This is a genomic window from Lelliottia sp. WB101, assembly GCF_003051885.1.
Taxonomy (GTDB): Bacteria; Pseudomonadota; Gammaproteobacteria; order Enterobacterales; family Enterobacteriaceae; genus Enterobacter; species Enterobacter nimipressuralis.
The window spans coordinates 806,306-825,159 of the sequence record NZ_CP028520.1 but is presented as its reverse complement, the minus strand read 5'-3'; the positions used below and the strand labels follow the sequence as shown (position 1 = coordinate 825,159).

The 18,854-nt window shown below is 55.5% G+C and carries 21 protein-coding genes; 8 read left to right on the top strand and 13 right to left on the bottom strand.

All coding sequences use genetic code 11. From position 1 onward, the window contains the following. Positions 1 to 74: 74 nt before the first annotated feature. The gene (locus tag DAI21_RS03925) at positions 75 to 938 is read right to left on the bottom strand and encodes a YicC/YloC family endoribonuclease (RefSeq protein WP_102105075.1); all 864 of its coding nucleotides are present in this window, start codon (positions 936 to 938) and stop codon (positions 75 to 77) included. Between the two features lie 124 nt (positions 939 to 1,062). Between DAI21_RS03925 and rph the strand changes: the two genes are divergently transcribed. Next, on the top strand, positions 1,063 to 1,779 hold the full coding sequence (gene rph, locus DAI21_RS03915) for a ribonuclease PH (protein WP_100778203.1): 717 nt from the start codon (positions 1,063 to 1,065) through the stop codon (positions 1,777 to 1,779). Between the two features lie 129 nt (positions 1,780 to 1,908). Further along, complete coding sequence (gene pyrE, locus DAI21_RS03910; RefSeq protein WP_102105074.1) at positions 1,909 to 2,550, top strand: orotate phosphoribosyltransferase; 642 nt, start codon at positions 1,909 to 1,911, stop codon at positions 2,548 to 2,550. 60 nt (positions 2,551 to 2,610) lie between these two features. Here the strand turns inward: pyrE and slmA are convergent, their stop codons facing one another. The 3 genes from slmA to coaBC form a co-directional block, all read right to left on the bottom strand. After that, positions 2,611 to 3,207 carry a nucleoid occlusion factor SlmA gene (gene slmA / locus DAI21_RS03905; RefSeq protein WP_100778201.1) on the bottom strand — a complete coding sequence of 199 codons (597 nt, stop codon included), beginning with the start codon at positions 3,205 to 3,207 and terminating at the stop codon, positions 2,611 to 2,613. A gap of 117 nt (positions 3,208 to 3,324) precedes the next feature. Continuing rightward, a complete protein-coding gene (gene dut, locus DAI21_RS03900; protein WP_164971809.1) occupies positions 3,325 to 3,783 on the bottom strand; it encodes a dUTP diphosphatase in 459 nt (152 codons plus the stop codon). Then, positions 3,761 to 4,972, bottom strand: coding sequence for a bifunctional phosphopantothenoylcysteine decarboxylase/phosphopantothenate--cysteine ligase CoaBC (gene coaBC, locus DAI21_RS03895; RefSeq protein ID WP_199908244.1), 1,212 nt, complete (start codon positions 4,970 to 4,972; stop codon positions 3,761 to 3,763). The genes dut and coaBC overlap by 23 nt, the downstream gene beginning before the upstream one ends. Positions 4,973 to 5,142: 170 nt before the next feature. Between coaBC and radC the strand changes: the two genes are divergently transcribed. The 4 genes from radC to mutM all read left to right on the top strand — a co-directional run bounded on the left by radC (position 5,143) and on the right by mutM (position 7,334). Continuing rightward, positions 5,143 to 5,808 (top strand): DNA repair protein RadC, encoded by a 666-nt coding sequence (radC, locus tag DAI21_RS03890; protein ID WP_102105072.1) that lies wholly within the window; start codon positions 5,143 to 5,145, stop codon positions 5,806 to 5,808. 216 nt (positions 5,809 to 6,024) lie between these two features. Next, a complete protein-coding gene (gene rpmB, locus DAI21_RS03885; protein WP_002436699.1) occupies positions 6,025 to 6,261 on the top strand; it encodes a 50S ribosomal protein L28 in 237 nt (78 codons plus the stop codon). A 22-nt stretch (positions 6,262 to 6,283) separates the two neighbouring features. Next, on the top strand, positions 6,284 to 6,451 hold the full coding sequence (gene rpmG / locus DAI21_RS03880; RefSeq protein WP_003024094.1) for a 50S ribosomal protein L33: 168 nt from the start codon (positions 6,284 to 6,286) through the stop codon (positions 6,449 to 6,451). Between the two features lie 73 nt (positions 6,452 to 6,524). Beyond that, a complete protein-coding gene (gene mutM, locus DAI21_RS03875; RefSeq protein WP_107702535.1) occupies positions 6,525 to 7,334 on the top strand; it encodes a bifunctional DNA-formamidopyrimidine glycosylase/DNA-(apurinic or apyrimidinic site) lyase in 810 nt (269 codons plus the stop codon). A gap of 1 nt (position 7,335) precedes the next feature. Here the strand turns inward: mutM and coaD are convergent, their stop codons facing one another. The 4 genes from coaD to DAI21_RS03855 form a co-directional block, all read right to left on the bottom strand. Further along, positions 7,336 to 7,815: a pantetheine-phosphate adenylyltransferase gene (coaD, locus tag DAI21_RS03870; RefSeq protein ID WP_107702534.1), complete on the bottom strand. Its 480-nt coding sequence runs from the start codon at positions 7,813 to 7,815 to the stop codon at positions 7,336 to 7,338. Between the two features lie 3 nt (positions 7,816 to 7,818). After that, positions 7,819 to 8,589: a glycosyltransferase family 2 protein gene (locus DAI21_RS03865; protein WP_107702533.1), complete on the bottom strand. Its 771-nt coding sequence runs from the start codon at positions 8,587 to 8,589 to the stop codon at positions 7,819 to 7,821. Continuing rightward, on the bottom strand, positions 8,589 to 9,863 hold the full coding sequence (gene waaA / locus DAI21_RS03860; RefSeq protein WP_107702532.1) for a lipid IV(A) 3-deoxy-D-manno-octulosonic acid transferase: 1,275 nt from the start codon (positions 9,861 to 9,863) through the stop codon (positions 8,589 to 8,591). Before waaA ends, DAI21_RS03865 begins: the two co-directional genes overlap by 1 nt. 65 nt (positions 9,864 to 9,928) lie before the next feature. Continuing rightward, positions 9,929 to 10,912, bottom strand: a complete 984-nt coding sequence (locus tag DAI21_RS03855) for a glycosyltransferase (RefSeq protein WP_107702531.1) — start codon at positions 10,910 to 10,912, stop codon at positions 9,929 to 9,931. Between the two features lie 156 nt (positions 10,913 to 11,068). Between DAI21_RS03855 and DAI21_RS03850 the strand changes: the two genes are divergently transcribed. Further along, a complete protein-coding gene (locus tag DAI21_RS03850; RefSeq protein WP_107702530.1) occupies positions 11,069 to 12,169 on the top strand; it encodes a glycosyltransferase family 4 protein in 1,101 nt (366 codons plus the stop codon). On the opposite strand, the gene DAI21_RS03845 is transcribed toward DAI21_RS03850, so the two are convergent. The 5 genes from DAI21_RS03845 to rfaD form a co-directional block, all read right to left on the bottom strand. Continuing rightward, positions 12,151 to 13,260, bottom strand: a complete 1,110-nt coding sequence (locus DAI21_RS03845; protein WP_107702529.1) for a glycosyltransferase family 4 protein — start codon at positions 13,258 to 13,260, stop codon at positions 12,151 to 12,153. The genes DAI21_RS03850 and DAI21_RS03845 overlap by 19 nt on opposite strands. After that, complete coding sequence (rfaQ, locus tag DAI21_RS03840; RefSeq protein ID WP_100778189.1) at positions 13,257 to 14,360, bottom strand: putative lipopolysaccharide heptosyltransferase III; 1,104 nt, start codon at positions 14,358 to 14,360, stop codon at positions 13,257 to 13,259. Before rfaQ ends, DAI21_RS03845 begins: the two co-directional genes overlap by 4 nt. Next, entirely contained in the window at positions 14,353 to 15,339 is a 987-nt protein-coding gene (rfaC, locus tag DAI21_RS03835; RefSeq protein ID WP_107702528.1) for a lipopolysaccharide heptosyltransferase RfaC, read from the bottom strand. The genes rfaQ and rfaC overlap by 8 nt, the downstream gene beginning before the upstream one ends. Positions 15,340 to 15,342: 3 nt before the next feature. Then, positions 15,343 to 16,389, bottom strand: coding sequence for an ADP-heptose--LPS heptosyltransferase RfaF (gene rfaF / locus DAI21_RS03830; RefSeq protein WP_107702527.1), 1,047 nt, complete (start codon positions 16,387 to 16,389; stop codon positions 15,343 to 15,345). Between the two features lie 105 nt (positions 16,390 to 16,494). Beyond that, on the bottom strand, positions 16,495 to 17,436 hold the full coding sequence (rfaD, locus tag DAI21_RS03825) for an ADP-glyceromanno-heptose 6-epimerase (RefSeq protein ID WP_102105062.1): 942 nt from the start codon (positions 17,434 to 17,436) through the stop codon (positions 16,495 to 16,497). Between the two features lie 215 nt (positions 17,437 to 17,651). Between rfaD and kbl the strand changes: the two genes are divergently transcribed. Further along, a complete protein-coding gene (gene kbl, locus DAI21_RS03820; protein WP_107702526.1) occupies positions 17,652 to 18,848 on the top strand; it encodes a glycine C-acetyltransferase in 1,197 nt (398 codons plus the stop codon). Positions 18,849 to 18,854 lie beyond the last annotated feature (6 nt).

Below are 18,854 nucleotides of genomic sequence, written 5' to 3'. Positions count from 1 at the left end.
TTCGACCAGAATGGTATCCAGAAAGAAGTGGTCCCTTTGGGGACCACTAATTAGTAAATATACTTTATAAACATTTATTCAATGTTCTGAATCTGCTCGCGCATTTGCTCAATCAGCACTTTAAGCTCAATCGCAGATGTGGTCACTTCGGCGTTGATTGATTTGGACGCCAACGTGTTCGACTCGCGGTTGAATTCCTGCATCATGAAATCGAGACGACGACCCACGGCTTCTTTTTTCTTCAGAATGTTGTAGGTCTCTTTGACGTGCGCTTCCAGACGATCCAGCTCTTCGGCCACGTCAACACGCTGGGCCATCAGGACCAGTTCCTGCTCCAGACGGGTATTTTCCAGCTGAACTTCTGCATCTTCGAGCCGGGCAAGCAGGCGCTCGCGCTGCCACTGGAGGACTTCAGGCATGTGTGCGCGTACTTTCAGAACTTCTGCGCTGACACCTTCCAGACGCTGCTCAATCATCGCTTTCAGCGCCTGACCTTCGGTTTCACGGGCGACGATAAAATCATCTAATGCGCCATCAAGCGCACCCAGAATTTCAGTGGTAATTGCATCCAGATCCTGCTCTCCTGCGGCCATCACGCCTGGCCAGCGAAGGATATCAACAGGATTGATTTCGCCTTCGTCGCTCTGCATCTTGACCCAGTTCGCGGCATTCACCAGCTGTTTGGCCAGTTTTTCATTGAGGATCAGCTCCCCTTGCGCGCTCGCGTCGGGTTCAAAACGCAGGTTGCATTCCACTTTACCGCGCGTCAGGCGAGCACGAATGCGTTCGCGAACAACCGGCTCAAGGCTGCGAAACTGCTCCGGCATACGGAAATACGTTTCCAGATAGCGCTGGTTTACCGAGCGCATTTCCCAGGTAGCGCTACCCCAGCTACCCTTGATTTCACGCCGGGCGTAGGCGGTCATACTGCGAATCATAAACATGTCCGTTTTTAGAGGAGAGATGGGGGATTATAGCTTTCGGGGCTTTCTCAGGATAGGAATAAGCGCGTTTAATCCGTATAATGCGCAGCCACATTCGTTTCAAGCCGGAGATATCATCATGCGTCCAGCAGGCCGTAGCGCCAATCAGGTGCGCCCCGTCACCCTGACCCGTAACTATACAATACACGCTGAAGGCTCCGTGCTTGTTGAATTCGGTAACACCAAAGTGCTGTGCACCGCCTCTATCGATGAAGGCGTTCCGCGTTTTCTGAAAGGTCAGGGCCAAGGCTGGATCACTGCCGAATATGGCATGCTTCCTCGTGCGACCCACACCCGTAACGCTCGCGAAGCGGCAAAAGGGAAGCAGGGTGGCCGCACGATGGAAATTCAGCGTCTGATTGCTCGCGCACTGCGTGCGGCGGTGGATCTGAAAACATTGGGCGAATTCACCATCACGCTGGACTGCGACGTGATTCAGGCTGATGGCGGCACGCGTACCGCGTCCATCACCGGCGCTTGCGTGGCGCTTGCCGATGCGCTGAACAAACTGGTTGCCGCCGGTAAACTGAAAACCAACCCAATGAAAGGGATGGTGGCCGCTGTCTCCGTTGGGATTGTAAAAGGCGAAGCCCTTTGCGATCTTGAGTACGTTGAAGACTCCGCCGCAGAAACCGACATGAACGTCGTGATGACCGAAGATGGTCGCATTATTGAGGTGCAGGGCACGGCAGAGGGCGAGCCGTTCACCCACGAAGAGCTTCTTACCTTGCTGGCGTTAGCCCGAGGGGGAATCGAATCCATTGTCGCGGCGCAGAAAGCGGCGTTAGAAAATTGATGTAAGGGCGACGTTGTCGCCCTTTTTTTTATGCTTCATCCTGAGCGCCGTCTCTTTGTCGGCTGCCGATAGGGCGTGAATGATGTTGCGTAAACCAAAATGATGATAAGTAAGATGAGGAGCAAATCCATGAAACCCTATCAGCGCCAGTTTATTGAGTTTGCGCTTAACAAGCAGGTTCTTAAGTTCGGCGAATTTACGCTGAAATCCGGGCGCAAAAGCCCCTATTTCTTCAATGCCGGCCTGTTTAATACCGGGCGCGATCTGGCTTTGTTAGGCCGTTTCTACGCCGAAGCGCTGGTGGATTCCGGGATTGATTTCGATCTGCTGTTTGGTCCGGCTTACAAAGGGATTCCGATTGCGACCACGACGGCGGTGGCGTTAGCGGAACACCACGATCGTGACCTGCCGTACTGCTTCAACCGTAAAGAAGCCAAAACGCACGGTGAAGGCGGCAACCTGGTCGGCAGCCCGTTGCAGGGTCGGGTGATGTTGGTGGACGACGTGATCACCGCAGGAACCGCGATCCGTGAATCCATGGAGATCATTCAGGCTAACGGCGCAACGCTTGCTGGCGTGCTGATCTCTCTGGATCGTCAGGAGCGTGGCCGTGGCGAGATCTCGGCGATTCAGGAAGTCGAGCGCGACTACCACTGTAAAGTGACGTCGATCATCACGCTGAAAGACCTGATTGCCTATCTGGAAGAGAAGCCTGAAATGGCGGATCACCTGGCATCGGTGCAGGCGTATCGTGAAGCGTTTGGCGTTTGAGTGAATTGCCCGGTGGCACTGTGCTTACCGGGCCTACGCATCACATAGGCCGGATAAGATTTACTGGAGTTGAGCAGCCACTAACGGCCAGCGAGTGTCGAAATCGTCCGTCGGGCGATATTTGAACTCGCTGCGCACAAAGCGGGAAAGCATCCCCTCGCAGAAAGCCAGAAGTTGCCCGGCCAGCAAGGTTTCGTCAGTAACGTAACCTTCGCCTTCACGCATTTTCTTTTCACGCAAAACCTGCCGCAGCTGCGCTTCAATGCGCTCGAACAGCTGGTTGATGCGCCCCTGAAGTTTGTCCTGCTCAAACATGAGGGCATGACCGGTCAGAATGCGGGTTAAACCCGGATTGCGCTCACCAAAACCCAAAATCAGCAGCACAATCAGACGCAGGCGCGCGGTCGTGTCTTTTTCGTCTTTTAAAATCAGATTGATGCGGGTGATTAGGCTGTCTTCGATAAATTCGATCAGACTGTCAAACATCCGCGTTTTGCTGGGGAAATGACGATAGAGCGCCGCTTCTGATACGCCAACAGAGGCGGCCAGTTTCGCGGTGGTGATGCGTTGGCTGCCATCGCTGGATTCAAGCATCAGAGCCAGAGATTGAAGTATTTCTTCGCGACGATTCCTTTTCGCGGTTTGTTTTTCTGCCATGTTACAAAATACCCCTGAAAATACGCGCTTTTACGGCTGGCATCCACACAGCGACCGCAAACTGTTGTTTGCGGTGTGTTATCGCGTTATTACGCTGTGAGATGCGTACTGTTAGGCTTATTTGCGCCCTGAGTGGCCGAAGCCGCCTTCGCCGCGATCGGTGGCATCAAAATCTTCCACCAGGTTAAATTCTGCCTGAACCACTGGCACAAAGACCATCTGTGCGATACGTTCGCCCGGCTCAATGGTGAAGCTATCCTGGCCACGGTTCCAGACAGAGACCATCAGCTGACCCTGGTAGTCAGAATCGATAAGCCCAACCAGATTGCCCAGCACGATACCATGCTTATGACCAAGACCTGAGCGAGGGAGGATCACCGCCGCCAGTGACGAGTCGGCAATGTGAATCGCCAGACCAGTTGGGATAAGCGTAGTGGCACCCGGTGCCAGCTCTACGGCGTCATCGAGACAGGCACGCAGGTCAAGACCAGCAGAGCCGGTGGTGGCGTAAGTTGGCAGCGGAAATTGCTGGCCAACGCGCGGGTCCAGAATCTTAACGTCGATTTTTTTCATCATAACGGGTAACGATCTCGTCCAGTAATTGTTGGCCCAGGAGTTCCTTGCGCTCAAGCGGTAAGACTTTCTCTCCATCCTGCCAGAAAAGGTACAGTGCATTGCTGTCGCTATTAAATCCTTGTGTCGCCAGCGATACATCATTCGCACAAATCAAATCGAGATTTTTGCGGGTACGTTTTTGCCGGGCGTATTCTTCCACATTATTCGTTTCTGCGGCAAATCCAACGACGTAAGGTCGATGCATTTTTAATGCAGCAACGCCCGCGACGATATCCGGGTTTTTCACCATTTTTATCGTTAATTCATCGCCTTGCTTTTTAATTTTTGCGTCAGCAATGGTTTCTGCGCGGTAATCCGCAACGGCGGCGCAGCCGATAAATATGTGCTGTTTTTGCGCGTGCGCCTGGACAGCGGCTTCCATTTCCAGCGCTGTGGTTACGTCGATTCGCTGCACAGACGATGGCGTGGGCAACGAGACCGGCCCGCTCACCAGCGTGACCGTCGCCCCGCGTTTTGCCGCCGCTGCGGCGATAGCGAAGCCCATCTTACCGGAGCTGTGATTGGTGATATAACGCACCGGGTCCAGGGGTTCACGCGTGGGGCCCGCCGTAATCATGATGTTGAGATGTTGCAGGTCGTTGACAGGGGCAAAATGGGCCGCAGCCATATCGACAATGGCAAGAGGGTCTAGCATACGGCCTGGGCCGATATCACCGCAGGCCTGACTGCCGCTGTCCGGGCCCCAAATCAGCAGGCCGCGAGAGGCCAACACGTCAAGATTATGCTGGGTAGCGGCGTTACGATACATCTGCTGGTTCATGGCCGGAACCACGGCGACCGGAGCGGGTGTGGCCAGGCAAATGGTAGAGACCAGATCGTTTGCCATACCGGCAGCGACGCGGGCGATTAAATCAGCCGTCGCGGGGGCGAGGATCACCAGGTCTGCCCATTTGCCAAGCTCAATATGGCCCATGGCGGCTTCTGCCGCAGGGTCCAGCAGGCTGTCAGAGACCGGGTATCCAGAAACTGCCTGCAAACTCAGGGGCGTGATAAAGGCTTTGCCGCCTTCGGTTATCGCGACCCGCACATCGGCCCCGCGCTCGCGCAAACGGCGCACCAGTTCTGGCGCTTTATAGGCGGCAATGCCGCCGCTCACGCCAAGAACGATTTTTTTACCGGCCAGGCTCATCATGATTCTTTCCTGTTGGGTTTCACCAGAGAACGGGCATTTTATCACAATCCCAAAAGTGGCGTGATTTTGTGCGTGCCTCCCTTTGCGAGGCGCTACGCAAGAACGAAAAGAGCCTGTCGAGCGGCCACGAATCCTGTGTCAGGATGAAAGAAAAAAGGAGAAGGGATATGGATTTCACATTGCCGCTCTTGCCGCGAGAAAAAATGCTGCACTCCGGCATTACGTCTCTGACGGATACCGAACTGCTGGCACTCTTTTTGCGCACCGGCACGTCCGGGAAGAGTGTTTTTGTACTGGCGCAGCAGCTGCTTGAGCATTTTGGCTCGCTCTACGGCCTACTCAACGCCGAGCTTGCAGAATTTAAGCATGTCGAAGGGATAGGCGTGGCTAAATTTGCCCAGCTAAAAGGGATTGCCGAGCTGTCGAGGCGCTATCACAGCGTGCGGATGCTTGAGGATAATCCCCTGATAAGCCCTGAAATGACGCGGGATTTTTTGCAGAGCCAGCTTTCTGATGTTGAGCGCGAGATCTTTATGGTGATCTTCCTCGATAACCAAAACCGGGTGCTAAAACATTGCCGTTTATTCTCGGGTACCTTGAGTCATGTGGAGGTGCATCCGCGAGAAATTGTGCGTGAAGCGATAAAAGTGAATGCAGCCGCCGTGATCCTCGCGCATAATCACCCCTCGGGTTGCGCTAAACCAAGTCAAGCCGACAAAGAGATCACTGAGCGTATCATCAAATGCTGTCAATTCATGGACATTCGTGTGCTTGACCATTTAGTTATCGGTCGGGGAGAGTATGTTTCTTTTGCCGAATATGGTTGGATTTAGACCATTTCGCGCGATCCATCGGGATCTTTGTCTGTTCGGGACTTGAGCACATCGTCGAGTCAGCGTATACTACGCCACCTTTGAGAATCTCGGGTTTGGCATTTGGGCCTGGCAATCGAGAGTTCGCTTAGAACCGCGATGACCGGGCTGTAAAGCCTGACGAGGCGCCGATACCCCATACGAAGCTCGAGCTAATTTGATTTTTGGAGAATAGACATGTCCCGAGTCTGCCAAGTTACTGGCAAGCGTCCGGTGACCGGTAACAACCGTTCCCACGCACTGAACGCGACTAAACGCCGTTTCCTGCCGAACCTGCACTCTCACCGTTTTTGGGTTGAGAGCGAGAAGCGTTTTGTCACCCTGCGTGTATCTGCTAAAGGTATGCGTGTTATTGATAAGAAAGGCATCGATACAGTTCTGTCCGAACTGCGTGCCCGTGGCGAAAAGTACTAAGTACTTAACGAGGAAATAAATCATGGCTAAAGGTATTCGTGAGAAAATCAAGCTGGTTTCTTCTGCTGGTACAGGTCACTTCTACACCACCACGAAGAACAAGCGTACTAAGCCGGAAAAACTGGAACTGAAAAAGTTCGATCCAGTTGTCCGTCAGCACGTGCTGTACAAAGAAGCTAAAATCAAATAATTTTAGTTTTCTTTGAAGAAAAACCCCGCAATCGCGGGGTTTTTTGCATTCTGTGTATCTCAATGGAGGAAACATGCCTGAATTACCTGAGGTAGAGACCAGCCGCCGTGGAATTGAGCCTCATCTGGTGGGTGCAACCATTCTTCACGCTGTCGTCCGTAATGGCCGCCTGCGCTGGCCCGTTTCCGATGAGATCCACGCTCTCAGTGATAAGCCTGTGCTCAGCGTGCAGCGTCGCGCCAAGTATCTGCTGCTGGAATTACCCGATGGCTGGATCATTATCCATCTGGGGATGTCCGGGAGCCTGCGAATTCTCACTGAAGAGTTACCCGCCGAAAAACACGACCACGTCGATCTGGTGATGAGCAACGGCAAAGTGTTGCGTTACACCGATCCTCGCCGCTTTGGCGCATGGCTATGGACCAAAGAGCTGGAAGGGCACAACGTGCTGGCCCATCTTGGCCCTGAGCCGCTCAGTTCGGATTTCAACGCCGACTATTTGAAGGCGAAGTGCGCGAAGAAGAAAACCCCGATTAAACCCTGGCTGATGGATAACAAGCTGGTGGTGGGTGTCGGTAACATTTATGCCAGTGAATCCCTGTTTGCTGCCGGGATCCATCCCGATCGGCTCGCCTCTTCGCTTTCCGATCAAGAATGCAAATTGCTGGTGAAGGTGATTAAAGCGGTCCTGCTGCGCTCGATCGAGCAAGGAGGAACCACGCTGAAGGATTTCCTGCAAAGCGACGGTAAACCGGGCTATTTTGCGCAGGAGCTGCAGGTGTATGGCCGAAAAGGGGAGCCGTGCAGAGTGTGTGGCACGCCGATAGCGGCGTCGAAACATGCGCAGCGGGCGACGTTTTACTGCCGCCAGTGCCAGAAGTGAATTATTTGAGCTTATCCATCAACGCCTGATGGACGTTCGCTGGCAGGAAGTGCGTCACATCGCCCCCGTGGCGCGCCACCTCTTTTACCAGGGACGATGAGATAAACGACCACTCTTTTGACGGCATCAGGAACACGCTTTCGAGTTCCGGCATCAGATGACGGTTCATGTGCGCCAGCTGCATTTCATATTCAAAATCGGCCACGGCGCGAAGCCCGCGAATCAGGATAGTAGCCTGCTGTGCGCGGGCGAAATTCGCCATCAGATCGCTAAAACCCACCACTTCCACATTTGGCAGATGCGCAATCGCAGCGGTCGCCAGCGAGACGCGTTCATCCAGATCGAACATCGGCTTTTTACTTGGGCTGGCGGCAATGGCCAGAATCACCCGATCGAACATGCTCGCTGCGCGGGTGATGATATCAAGATGACCGTTAGTGATCGGATCGAAGGTACCCGGATAAATCGCTTTTGTGCTCATGGCTCACGCTTTCTCTGAGTAGCCGCGGTTCAAAGCCCACAGCTCGGTGTATTTGTTGAAAGTATACTGCGCATTCACCACTGCCAGTAGCCAGCCCTGTTTACCATCCAGCACGCCTGCTCGCAGTATCAGCGTTTTGAGAAACGCCCCCAGCGTGTGGGCGAAGATTCCGGCAATCGAGGCTTTCTTGCCGCGCTGATGACGCTCCTGCGCCCATGCGGTTGCGTAGCTGAGCTGTTTGCGCTGGAAGCTGGCAAAGTCCCGGCAGGTGAGATGGCGTAAATCGCCTGACAGCGGGATGACCTTTGCGCTCGCGCACTCCAGCGACTCGTGCACCAGATTGCTGTTGTACTGGTAGCGCTCGCGCTCATACAGGCGCATCACGCGGTCTGGATACCAGCCGCTGTGGCGCATGAAACGACCAAGGAAATAGTTTTGGCGGGCGATACTGTAAACGGCGCCAGGCTGGGGCGCAGCCAGAACAGACAATAGGGATTGCTGAAGTTCCGGTGTGACGCGCTCGTCGGTATCGATCATCAGCACGTAGTCACCGGTGGCAAAAGATTGCGCGCGCTGGCGCTGAATGCCGTAACCCTGCCAGTCCGTATCGACAAAGACTTTCGCTCCCGCAGCGCGGGCGATTTCCGTGGTGTTGTCCTCGCTGCCTGAATCAAGGAGGACAATCTCGTCGGCCCAGGCGACAGACGCCAGGCAGTCCGGAAGCAGGTCAGCGGCGTTTTTGGCGATCATTACGACCGACAGACGCGTCGACATTAGTGGCTCCGCTGAGGCAGATAAGGTTGCAGAAGTTGCAGCAGACGGGTCAAGGCGCCCTGATTCTGATGCAGCACTTCGACGGCATGGCGGCCATACCACAGGCGGTAATCTTCGTCGGTGAGCAGAGTAGAAACCTCTTTCACGACTGAATCCACATCCGTTACGGTAATTAAGCCGTCGGCTTGCTGCAATTTAGCGCAGATATCTTTGAAGTTAAAAATATGCGGGCCCATGAGCACCGGAATCGCGTGTGCGGCCGGCTCCAGCGGGTTGTGACCGCCGCGCTCAACCAGGCTTCCGCCGACGAAGGCCAGATCGGCAATTCCGTACAGCAGCATCAGTTCGCCCATCGTATCGCCAATCACCACCTGAGTGCTGCCAGACGGGATCTCACCGCTGCTGCGCAAGGTGAAGCTAAATCCGGCTTTCTGCACCATTTCACGGGCATCTTTGAAGCGCTCCGGATGGCGAGGGACCAGAATCAGCAGGAGGTCCGGGAATTTCGCCAGCAGCTGGCGATGGGCCTGCAGGATAATCTCTTCTTCGCCGTCGTGAGTACTGGTGGCAATCCACACCTGACGACGCGGCGCCCACTGGCGACGTAACGTGACTGCGCGGGCGGCGAGTTCCGGTGTGACGGAAATATCAAATTTCAGGCTGCCGGTGACAGCGAGCTGATTGCGCTTCAGCCCAAGGGAGATAAAGCGTGCGCCATCTTCTTCGTTTTGCGCGGCGATCAGCGTGATTTTTGACAGCAGGCGGCGCATAAAGCTGCCCAGCTTGCCGTAGCCCTTCGCCGAACGCTCCGACAGACGGGCGTTCGCGACGACCAGTGGAATTTTACGGGCATGCAGGGCGGAAATCATATTTGGCCACAGTTCGGTTTCCATCACGATCACCAGCTTTGGACGCACGGTGTTGAGGAAGCGGTTCATGGCGCAGGGTAAATCATACGGCAGATAGACGTGATGCACGTCTTTGCCGAAGGCCGACATGGCGCGTTCGGAGCCGGTCGGGGTCATCGTGGTGACGGTGATAGGCAATGACGGATAGCGGTGGCGCAGGGCGCGCACCAGCGGGATTGCCGCCAGCGTCTCACCGACGGATACGGAGTGCAGTAAAATACCGTCCGGGGCGACTTTATTGCGGCAATAGCCATAACGTTCAGCCCAGCGTTTTCGATACGCAGGCGCCTTACGGCTACGAAGCAGCAGTCGCAGCCACACCAGTGGCTGAATGATGTAAAGCAGGGCGGTATACAACAATTCCAAGCGATTATCCGTTTTTTAGTTTCGGCGGGCAAATTCTAAGCATTTAGTTCATGTAAAGCTATCTCTTATGCCAGATACCTTTTCAATCGGAAGTATCGACGGCCTAATCGCCAGCGCTGGCGCAGCCCACGGGCGTTTTTCCAGATCAGTGACCAAATTCCGCGATCAAACAGCTCCCTGATAATTTCACGTTTTTTCGTCAGATCCGTAATGTTATTAATGGCGTGAAGAATACCTAGCCCTTCTTTTGCGATTTGCCACTGACTGGCTGGTACTTTTCGCACCAATTCTGGATAGCGTTGGTTGATCGCATCCAGCATTTCGAGAATTTTCATATAATGATGCGCGTTACGTATCCGGGTGTCATCCGTACCCGGTGTATGTGATACGGAAGCTGAGTGGATGAGGTAATCGTAAAATACTTCGTCCGTATATTGAACGCGTTCCGCAGTCAGTAGCACTTCAGTGGTCCACGGAATATCTTGATGTCGTAGACCATGCTCGAATGTAAATCCCTGTTTCTTAATAAATTCATGACGGTAAATATTTAACCACGTAACGTGCAAAAATTTTCGCGAAGAGAGCGCGCGTTGAAGCCAGGTAGGTCCGTCCAGCACCTCAGTTGATTGAAGTTTATCCGACGGGAATATTTTTTTATTGGGTCTGCCGTCATCATAGACATATGTGCCATTACAGGTAGCAACATCCAGGTTGTTAAGCGTAGCCATCTCAAGGAGGCGCGAATACATGCCAGGGTAGATGACATCATCAATATCTGGAAAAGCGACATACTCACCCGTTGCGGCAGCGAGACCTGTATTTCGGGCCGCCGATACACCCTGATTAGCCTGATCGATCACCCGGTAACGGTCAAATTCGCTGCTATATTGCGCAAGTATCTCTGCCGATTTATCGCCAGAGCCATCATTCACAACGATGAGTTCCAGACTGTCCAGTTTTTGAGCTTTGATACTTTCGAAAAATGCACTCAGAAATTTTTCACCATTATAAACGGCGACTACAAGGCTCAATAAAGGTTTGTCGAACATACTGTCTCCGATGGGCTCAAAGCAGGCCACCTGTGTTGGTGAAGCCATTCGTGCTGTATTATATCGGGTAGAGACTAAAAACATATGCCTACAGGACAAAGATCCTCCCGGGCTATCAATTAGAGTTATTCAGGTGAGATTCTTAACAGGAAATGTATGCATATTGTTCACACTGAAGCAGATGGTGGCAAAGGCGGGCAGCCGCTGCGCATTATCAATGAATCATTAGGGCTTATTCATCGCGGCCATCAGGTGACCATTCTCTGCCCGGAAACGGCGCCGCTGCACGCCTTGGCCCGTGAAGCTGGGCTGACGGTAGTGACGATGCCGCTGAAGCGCAAAAATTTCAAAAATCTGCAGTTGCTGCGTCGTTGGTTAAAAGACAACCGAAAATCTATAGATGTCATCAATAGTCACAATTCTGCGGATACCTGGCTGGTGGCGCTCGCCAACCTGACTCTCTCGAATCCCGTCCCGCTGGTACGTACTCGCCATGCGTCGGGCGTTCCACGTAACAACTGGACGACCCGCTGGCTGTTTCGCAAAGCCTGCGCCCATATTGTGACCACGGGCGAGGCGCTTCGCCATCAGGTGGCTGATATTGGTGTGCCGATGGCACAGAGCACCTCGGTGCCTAGTGGGGTAGATACTCAGCGTTTTCATCCTGCTGATAAACAGCAGGCCCGTGAGCACTGCGGTTTGACGCAGGATGATTTCTGGCTCGGCGTGGTCTCGCATCTGCGCCCGAACAAAGGCCACAGCGTGCTGCTGCGCGCTCTGGCGAAGATCGATAACCCGCGTATTAAACTGGCGATCGTCGGTGAGGGGCCACACAAGGCGACGCTAGAGCAGGAGATCACCGCGTTGGGGTTGCAGCAGCGCGTGCTCATGGCCGGGCATCGCAGCGATCCGGAGCGCTGGTTCCCGGCGTTTGATATCGCCCTTAGCCCATCGCACGATATGGAAGGGGTTCCGCAGGGGGTATTGCAGTCGCTGGCCTCACGTATCGCGACCATAGCCACCGATGCGGGTGGTACAGCGGATGCGGTGATCGACGGCAAAACGGGATTGCTGATTGCTCAGCGTGATGAGTCTGCGCTGCAAGGGGCGATTGAGAAACTGTATAACGACGCGAATCTTCGCGAGACGCTGGCGCAGCAGGGATATGACTACCTGTGCGCCCATTTTACGCGCGAATGCATGCTAGATGCGATGGAGAAAGTTTTCTCTGATGCCGCTCAGCGCAGCAAATCGTGATAGAGCGACTGTAGCTCTTTCGCCATTCTCTCAAGAGTGTAGGGTTCAGCAGTGGCGCGCGCCGCTGCTGAATAGTCCCGCCCGAGTTCTCGCCCTTTAAGCCATTCGCCGACGACCTGCTGATAGCCGTTACTGTCGAGGGCATCACGTACCCAACCGTTAACGCCCTCTTCGATCCACTCCGCCGCACCGCAGCCGTGGCTGGTCATCAGCGGTAGACCGCAGGCCAGCGCTTCGACGCAGACATTCGGGAACGGATCGTAAAGAGTCGGCAGGATCAGCGCATCGGCGGTGCCGTACACCTGGCGAACATCGGCAACCGGTCCCAGAAAACGTACGCGGGATGCCACACCGAGGGTCTGAGCCAGCTTTTCGAATTTACGGGCATGTTTATCGCGCCCGGCGATCACCAGCCAGACGTCAGGATGCGGCGCAATGGCCCGCAGGGCAATAGCCACCCCTTTGCGACTGAAGCCGGACCCGACATACGCCAGCACCGGTGCATGGCGCGGAATGCCCCACGCATCACGCTGGGACAGCGCGCGCACGTCGGGCGAGAAATGTTGGGTATCGACGCCGTTATAAATCACCGTTAATTTATCGTCCGGCAGCGCAAAGCGGCGGGCAATATCGTCGCGCACCATCTTCGAGTTGCAGATCACCTTGCGCAGCTGCGGATGGGTAAACATCCGCGTTTCTGCCTGCAAAATATAGCGATGATAGCGGCTCAGGGACTGCGCCCAGCGCGACAGCGGCGACAAAATTCGACTGTATTGCTCAAGCCAGGTGGCGTGAACACCATCGCCCGCGCGGAAAATCGTCGCGCCCGGAATGCGCTCATGGCTTTGCACGATATCGAACTGCGCAAACTTCGCGGCGGCGGCGTCAGCAAAGCCGGATTCGCGGGTCAGACGGTTACGGAACGGCGGATTCACCGTCAGCGTGTTCCAGCCGGCAGCGTCTTCCCACTGGCGGGCAATCAGCGTCACATCCAGCGCCGTATCCTGCGCCAGTACGTTCAGCGCGCGGGAGACAAAACGCTCCGCGCCGCCGTTGGGGTTATAGGTTTGTCGGACGATCGCCAGTTTCATGCCGGAGAGTCCAGCAGCAGCGTATCAATGGCGCTCAGAACCTGCTGAGGCGTAATCGCCGTAATGCAGTCCGACACGCCGCCATCGCCACAGCCTGCTTTGCCACACGGCTGGCAGGTCATTCCGGCGGTGATGACGCGATAGTTCACGCCCCACGGCGCCCATTTGATCGCCCCCGTCGGGCCGAAAATCGCCACGGTTGGCGTGCCGACGGCGCTCGCGAGGTGCATCGGCATCGAATCGACGCCGAAGTAGATCCGCGCGTGTTTCATTAGGGCGCCCAGCTCTTTCAGGTTCAGCTGCCCGCTTAAATCAAACACCGGTTGTCTGAGCGCAGCCCGCAGCTCATCCATATAGGCCGACTCCTCTTTCGACGGTGCAGCCGAGAGGATAATCGGCAGCCCGCGCGAGGCGAGGTTGTCGATGGTGGCCGCCAGCTTTTTGATATCCCAGGCTTTGAACATCCAGCGGGAGGTCGGGTGCACCAGAATATAGGATTTACTCGCAAGGCCAAAACCGGCCAGTTTTTCCGCGATTGAGGCTTCCGCCGCGTCGCCTGGCACAAACAGCGTATGTTTATCGTCATCGTTTTGCGGGTGAATCCCGATCCGACGCAGGGCGTCAAGGTTCACCTCCACCATGTGACGACTGTTATCCTGAATCGCCGGATACAGCGTGGTGAAGGATTTCACCCAGCGACGACGCGCCAGCCCGCTGCGTTTCTCCGGCTTAAAGCCCACGGAGACGCGCGGTTTCAGACGACGCGCCAGACGCGCGCCGTGCCAGTGTTCGGTGAGGTTAATCAGCACGTCGTAGTGGCGCGCTTTCAGCGTTTTGAGCAGCGCACGGTACAGGCGGAGCTGGGCAAACCACCCCTGCTTGCGCCAGTTGCGGCCAATGGTATGCACCTGGTCAATATACGGATGGCTGGTGAGCATCGCCTGGGTATCGTCATACACCAGGGCATCGACTTCCACGTCCGGCCAGTTTTTTTTCAATACGGTAAAGACCGGGGAGGTCAGCAGGACGTCACCGTGGTGACGCAGCTTAATGATCAGCACGCGTTTTGGCGGACGCTCCGCTGAGAAAAAATCAGACATAGGCTCTCTCTGCTGCCAGCAAAGGCTCTAATTGCGCAAAAACCGCAGCGGCGCTGAGGTCGCTCAGCTGCAATGAATGTTCCGGGCGGCAGATAGTTTGATTTTTTCCGTAGCCGCCGATAAGGCCCGGATCGGTTGGGCCGTAAAGCGTAATATTAGGTCGATCGAGGGCCGCCGTCAGGTGACTTAGCCCTGTATCCACGGAAACCACCGCGGTCGCCCCCGCCAGCTGTTGTGCGACGCCATCGAGTTGCATGCGTGGTAGAACCTCGACGTAATCAAACCCTTCCGCCAGCCGTTTGGCCCGTGCCTCTTCGTGTGGCGCGCCCCACGGGAGTTTTATGCGCAAGCCTGTGTGGCCGAGCAGCGCGATCAGTTCCCGCCAGTGAGATTCTGGCCAGTGCTTGTCGTCGCGCGTTGTGGCGTGGAGGAAGATCAGGTAAGGCTGAGCGTCATGGGGCGATCCCGTTAAGAAGTGCTGCGAGATAGCGTAATCGCCCTGGATTTCAGGCTTGGCGTAGCCGAGGCTTTTAGCGAACAGCTCGCGCGTGCGCTCAACGGCGTGCTGCTGTTTAGCGATGGCGTGGCGGCGGTTGTAAAACAGGCTCGCCAACGGTTCGCGGGCGCTGTGCCAGTCCATACCGTGTTTGACGCCATGCGCCAGGCGCGTCACCAGTGCGGCGCTTTTAACCAGGCCCTGGGCGTCGATGATTGCATCGTAGCGCTGGGCCTGCACCGCCTCGCGAAAGGCTTTGCGTTCAGCTTTAATCGGTGCGGAGAACCAGGCTTTGCGCCAGCGGCGAATCGCCACCGGGATAACGCGGTCTACCGCCTCGTGCCAGGTGGGGATTTGCGCGAAGCCCTCTTCCACCACCCAGTCAAAACGAATACCGGGGATGGCGCGCATCGCGTCCGTCAGAGACGGCAGCGTGTGCAGGACATCGCCCATAGAAGAAGTTTTCACGATCAAGACCCGCATTCGTTATCCTTCATCGTTCAACAGCAGATCGTTGAGTTCATCGAGGACACGCTGGGGCGTAATATCGATCAGACTCTGGTGATAGCCTTCTGCCGCATCGCCTTTGCGGACCTTGTGATACCCGGTGATCAGGCGAATCACACGCGCTTTATGGGACAGAGGCGGCGTGAAATCCGGGCTGCTTGGGCCGTACAGCGCGACCAGCGGGCGGTTTAGCGCGGCGGCGACGTGCATCAGCCCCGAATCGTTGGTGACGACCGCTTTACAGGCCGCCAACAGGATAACTGCCTGCTCCAGCTGAGTTTCCCCTGCCAGATTGCGGCACCAGGCCTGCTGTTCGTTACTCAGGGTGGCGAGGATTTCGTTGCCCGCTTCGTGGTCTTTCGCCGAACCGAACAGCACGATCTGATAGCCTTCGTCGATCAGCTGTTTTGCCAGCTCGGCGTAGTGATAGTGCGGCCAGCGCTTTGCCGGGCCGAATTCTGCCCCAGGGCAGAAGCCGATCATCGGGCGTTCCGCCGAAAGGTCAAACGCATTACACGTTTGCGATTTTTCGCCGTCGTGCACCTGCAACTGCGGCCACAGGAGCGGCTGAGGCAGATCCTTCGCTGTGCGCATCACGCCTTTGTCATACGCCAGCGCCACGTAACGCTCGACCATTAACGGCCATGCCTCTTTATCCAGCACACGGGCATCGTTGAGCAGACCGTAGCGCATCTCGCCGCGCCAGCCGGTGCGGTGTGGGACGCCCGCAAAGAAAGGCACGAGGGCAGATTTGAAAGAGTTCGGCAGAACAAACGCGCGGTCGTAGCGTTTCTCGCGCAGGCTATGCCCGATCTTGCGACGCTCGCCAATTTCCAGCGCCCCGTGTCCGAGCGGCATGGGGATCGCTTCGTTCACTTCCGGCATCCGCGACAATAACGGACGGCACCACGCGGGTGCCATCACGTCGATTATCGCCTGGGGATAGCGCGCCTTGAGCGTGCGATAGAGACTTTGCGACATCATCATGTCGCCCACCCATGACGGGCCAATCACCAGTATTTTCATTCACTTCATCCTTCAAACGGTCTCAGCGTTGGCTGCCTTCTTCACCTCAGTCACATAGTTATCCTATGTTCCTGGGGATGCACTCAGATGCAGCCTTGTTACCGCTTAATGAGTTTGTGAATCGCGGTTTAACCAGGCCATATATTCCGTTACGCCTTCGGCAACGGTCTTGAACGGCTTATCGTAGCCCGCAGCACGCAGGTTGGTCAGATCGGCCTGAGTGAACGCCTGGTAACGGCCTTTCAGTTTTTCCGGGAACGGAATGTACTCGAGGCTGCCTTTTTTATGGTAGGCCAGCGCCGCGTCAGCTACCGCCTGGAAGGATTCCGCACGGCCGGTACCGAGGTTGAAGATGCCGGAGACACCGTTTTCCCAGAACCACAGATTCACTGCCGCCACGTCGCCCACATAGACGAAATCGCGTTTGAAGCCGTCGCTGCCTTCGAACAGTTTCGGGCTTTCGCCGTTGTTCAGTTGCGTGTTCAAGTGGAACGCCACGCTCGCCATGCTGCCTTTATGGCCTTCACGCGGTCCGTAGACGTTGAAATAGCGGAAGCCCACGATCTGGGAATTAGCTTCCGGCAGAACCTGACGCACGTATTCGTCGAACAGGAATTTGGAGTAACCGTAGACGTTCAGCGGCTGTTCGTATTCGCGTGATTCAATAAAGTCGGAGGTACGGCCGCCGTAGGTCGCCGCAGAAGAGGCGTACAGGAACGGAATTTCACGCTCCAGGCAGTAGTGCAGAACCTCTTTGGAGTACTGATAGTTGTTATCCATCATGTACTTGCCGTCCCACTCGGTGGTGGAAGAGCAGGCACCTTCATGGAAGATGGCTTCGATCTCGCCAAACTCTTCACCTGCCATAATCTGGATCAGGAAATCTTCTTTATCCATGTAGTCGGCGATGTTCAGATCGACCAGGTTCACGAACTTGGTGCCGTCTTTCAGGTTGTCCACGACCAGAATGTCGGTGATGCCTTTGTCATTGAGGGCCTTGATAATATTGCTGCCAATAAAGCCCGCGCCGCCGGTAACGATGATCATAACGGTAACCTTTGTAGTGTGGAGTTCGGGGCCAGTCCCGAACACTAATATTCATATCATATCATTAGTATGGCGCCCCTTCAGCCATTCACCGATATGCAGCAGGGGTACACGTGATTTATGCTGCAAAAACGATAACTGATGATGCGTCATCTCGTATCGACGTATAGGTTTGGGTAATATGTGCCGAAATTTGCCGAGTCTGGAGAATTGCAATGCGTGGTGATTTTTACAAACAGTTAAACAACGACCTGGAGACCGCCCGCGCGGAAGGGTTGTTCAAAGAAGAACGTATTATCACTTCTGCGCAGCAGGCGGATATCACCGTCGCTGACGGCAGCAAGGTGATCAACTTTTGCGCGAACAACTACTTAGGTCTTGCGAATCACCCTGAGCTGATTGCCGCTGCCAAAAACGGCATGGACACCCACGGTTTTGGTATGGCCTCCGTGCGCTTTATCTGTGGCACGCAGGACAGCCACAAACAGCTTGAGAGCAAGCTGGCGGCGTTCCTCGGGATGGAAGATGCAATTCTCTACTCTTCCTGCTTCGACGCCAACGGCGGTCTGTTCGAGACCCTGCTGGGTGCGGAAGATGCGATTATTTCTGATGCCCTGAACCATGCTTCGATTATCGACGGCGTGCGTCTGTGTAAAGCGAAGCGTTTCCGCTATGCCAACAACGACATGCAGGAGCTGGAAGCGCGTCTGAAAGAGGCGCGTGAAGCCGGTGCGCGTCACGTGCTGATCGCCACCGACGGCGTGTTCTCCATGGACGGCGTGATTGCCAACCTGAAAGGCGTGTGCGACCTGGCAGACAAATACGATGCGCTGGTGATGGTCGATGACTCTCACGCGGTCGGTTTTGTCGGTGAAAACGGTCGCGGTTCCCACGAATATTGTGACGTGATGGGTCGCGTGGACATCATCACCGGTACGCTGGGCAAAGCGCTCGGCGGCGCGTCCGGCGGCTATACCGCAGCGCGCAAGGAAGTGGTCGAATGGTTGCGCCAGCGCTCCCGTCCGTATCTGTTCTCTAACTCTCTGGCACCGGCGATTGTCTCTGCCTCTATTAAAGTGCTGGAGATGGTGGAATCGGGCGCTGAGTTGCGCGATCGCCTGTGGTCTAATGCGCGTCTGTTCCGCGAAAAAATGACCGCTGCAGGCTTTACGCTGGCAGGTGCCGACCACGCGATTATCCCGGTGATGTTAGGTGACGCGGTTGTGGCGCAAAACTTTGCCCGCGAGCTGCAAAAAGAGGGGATTTACGTCACTGGGTTCTTCTTCCCGGTGGTGCCAAAAGGTCAGGCGCGTATCCGCACCCAGATGTCTGCGGCGCACTCACCTGAGCAAATCGAGCGTGCGGTAGCAGCCTTTACCCGCATCGGCAAACAACTGGGCGTGATTGCCTGAGGACGT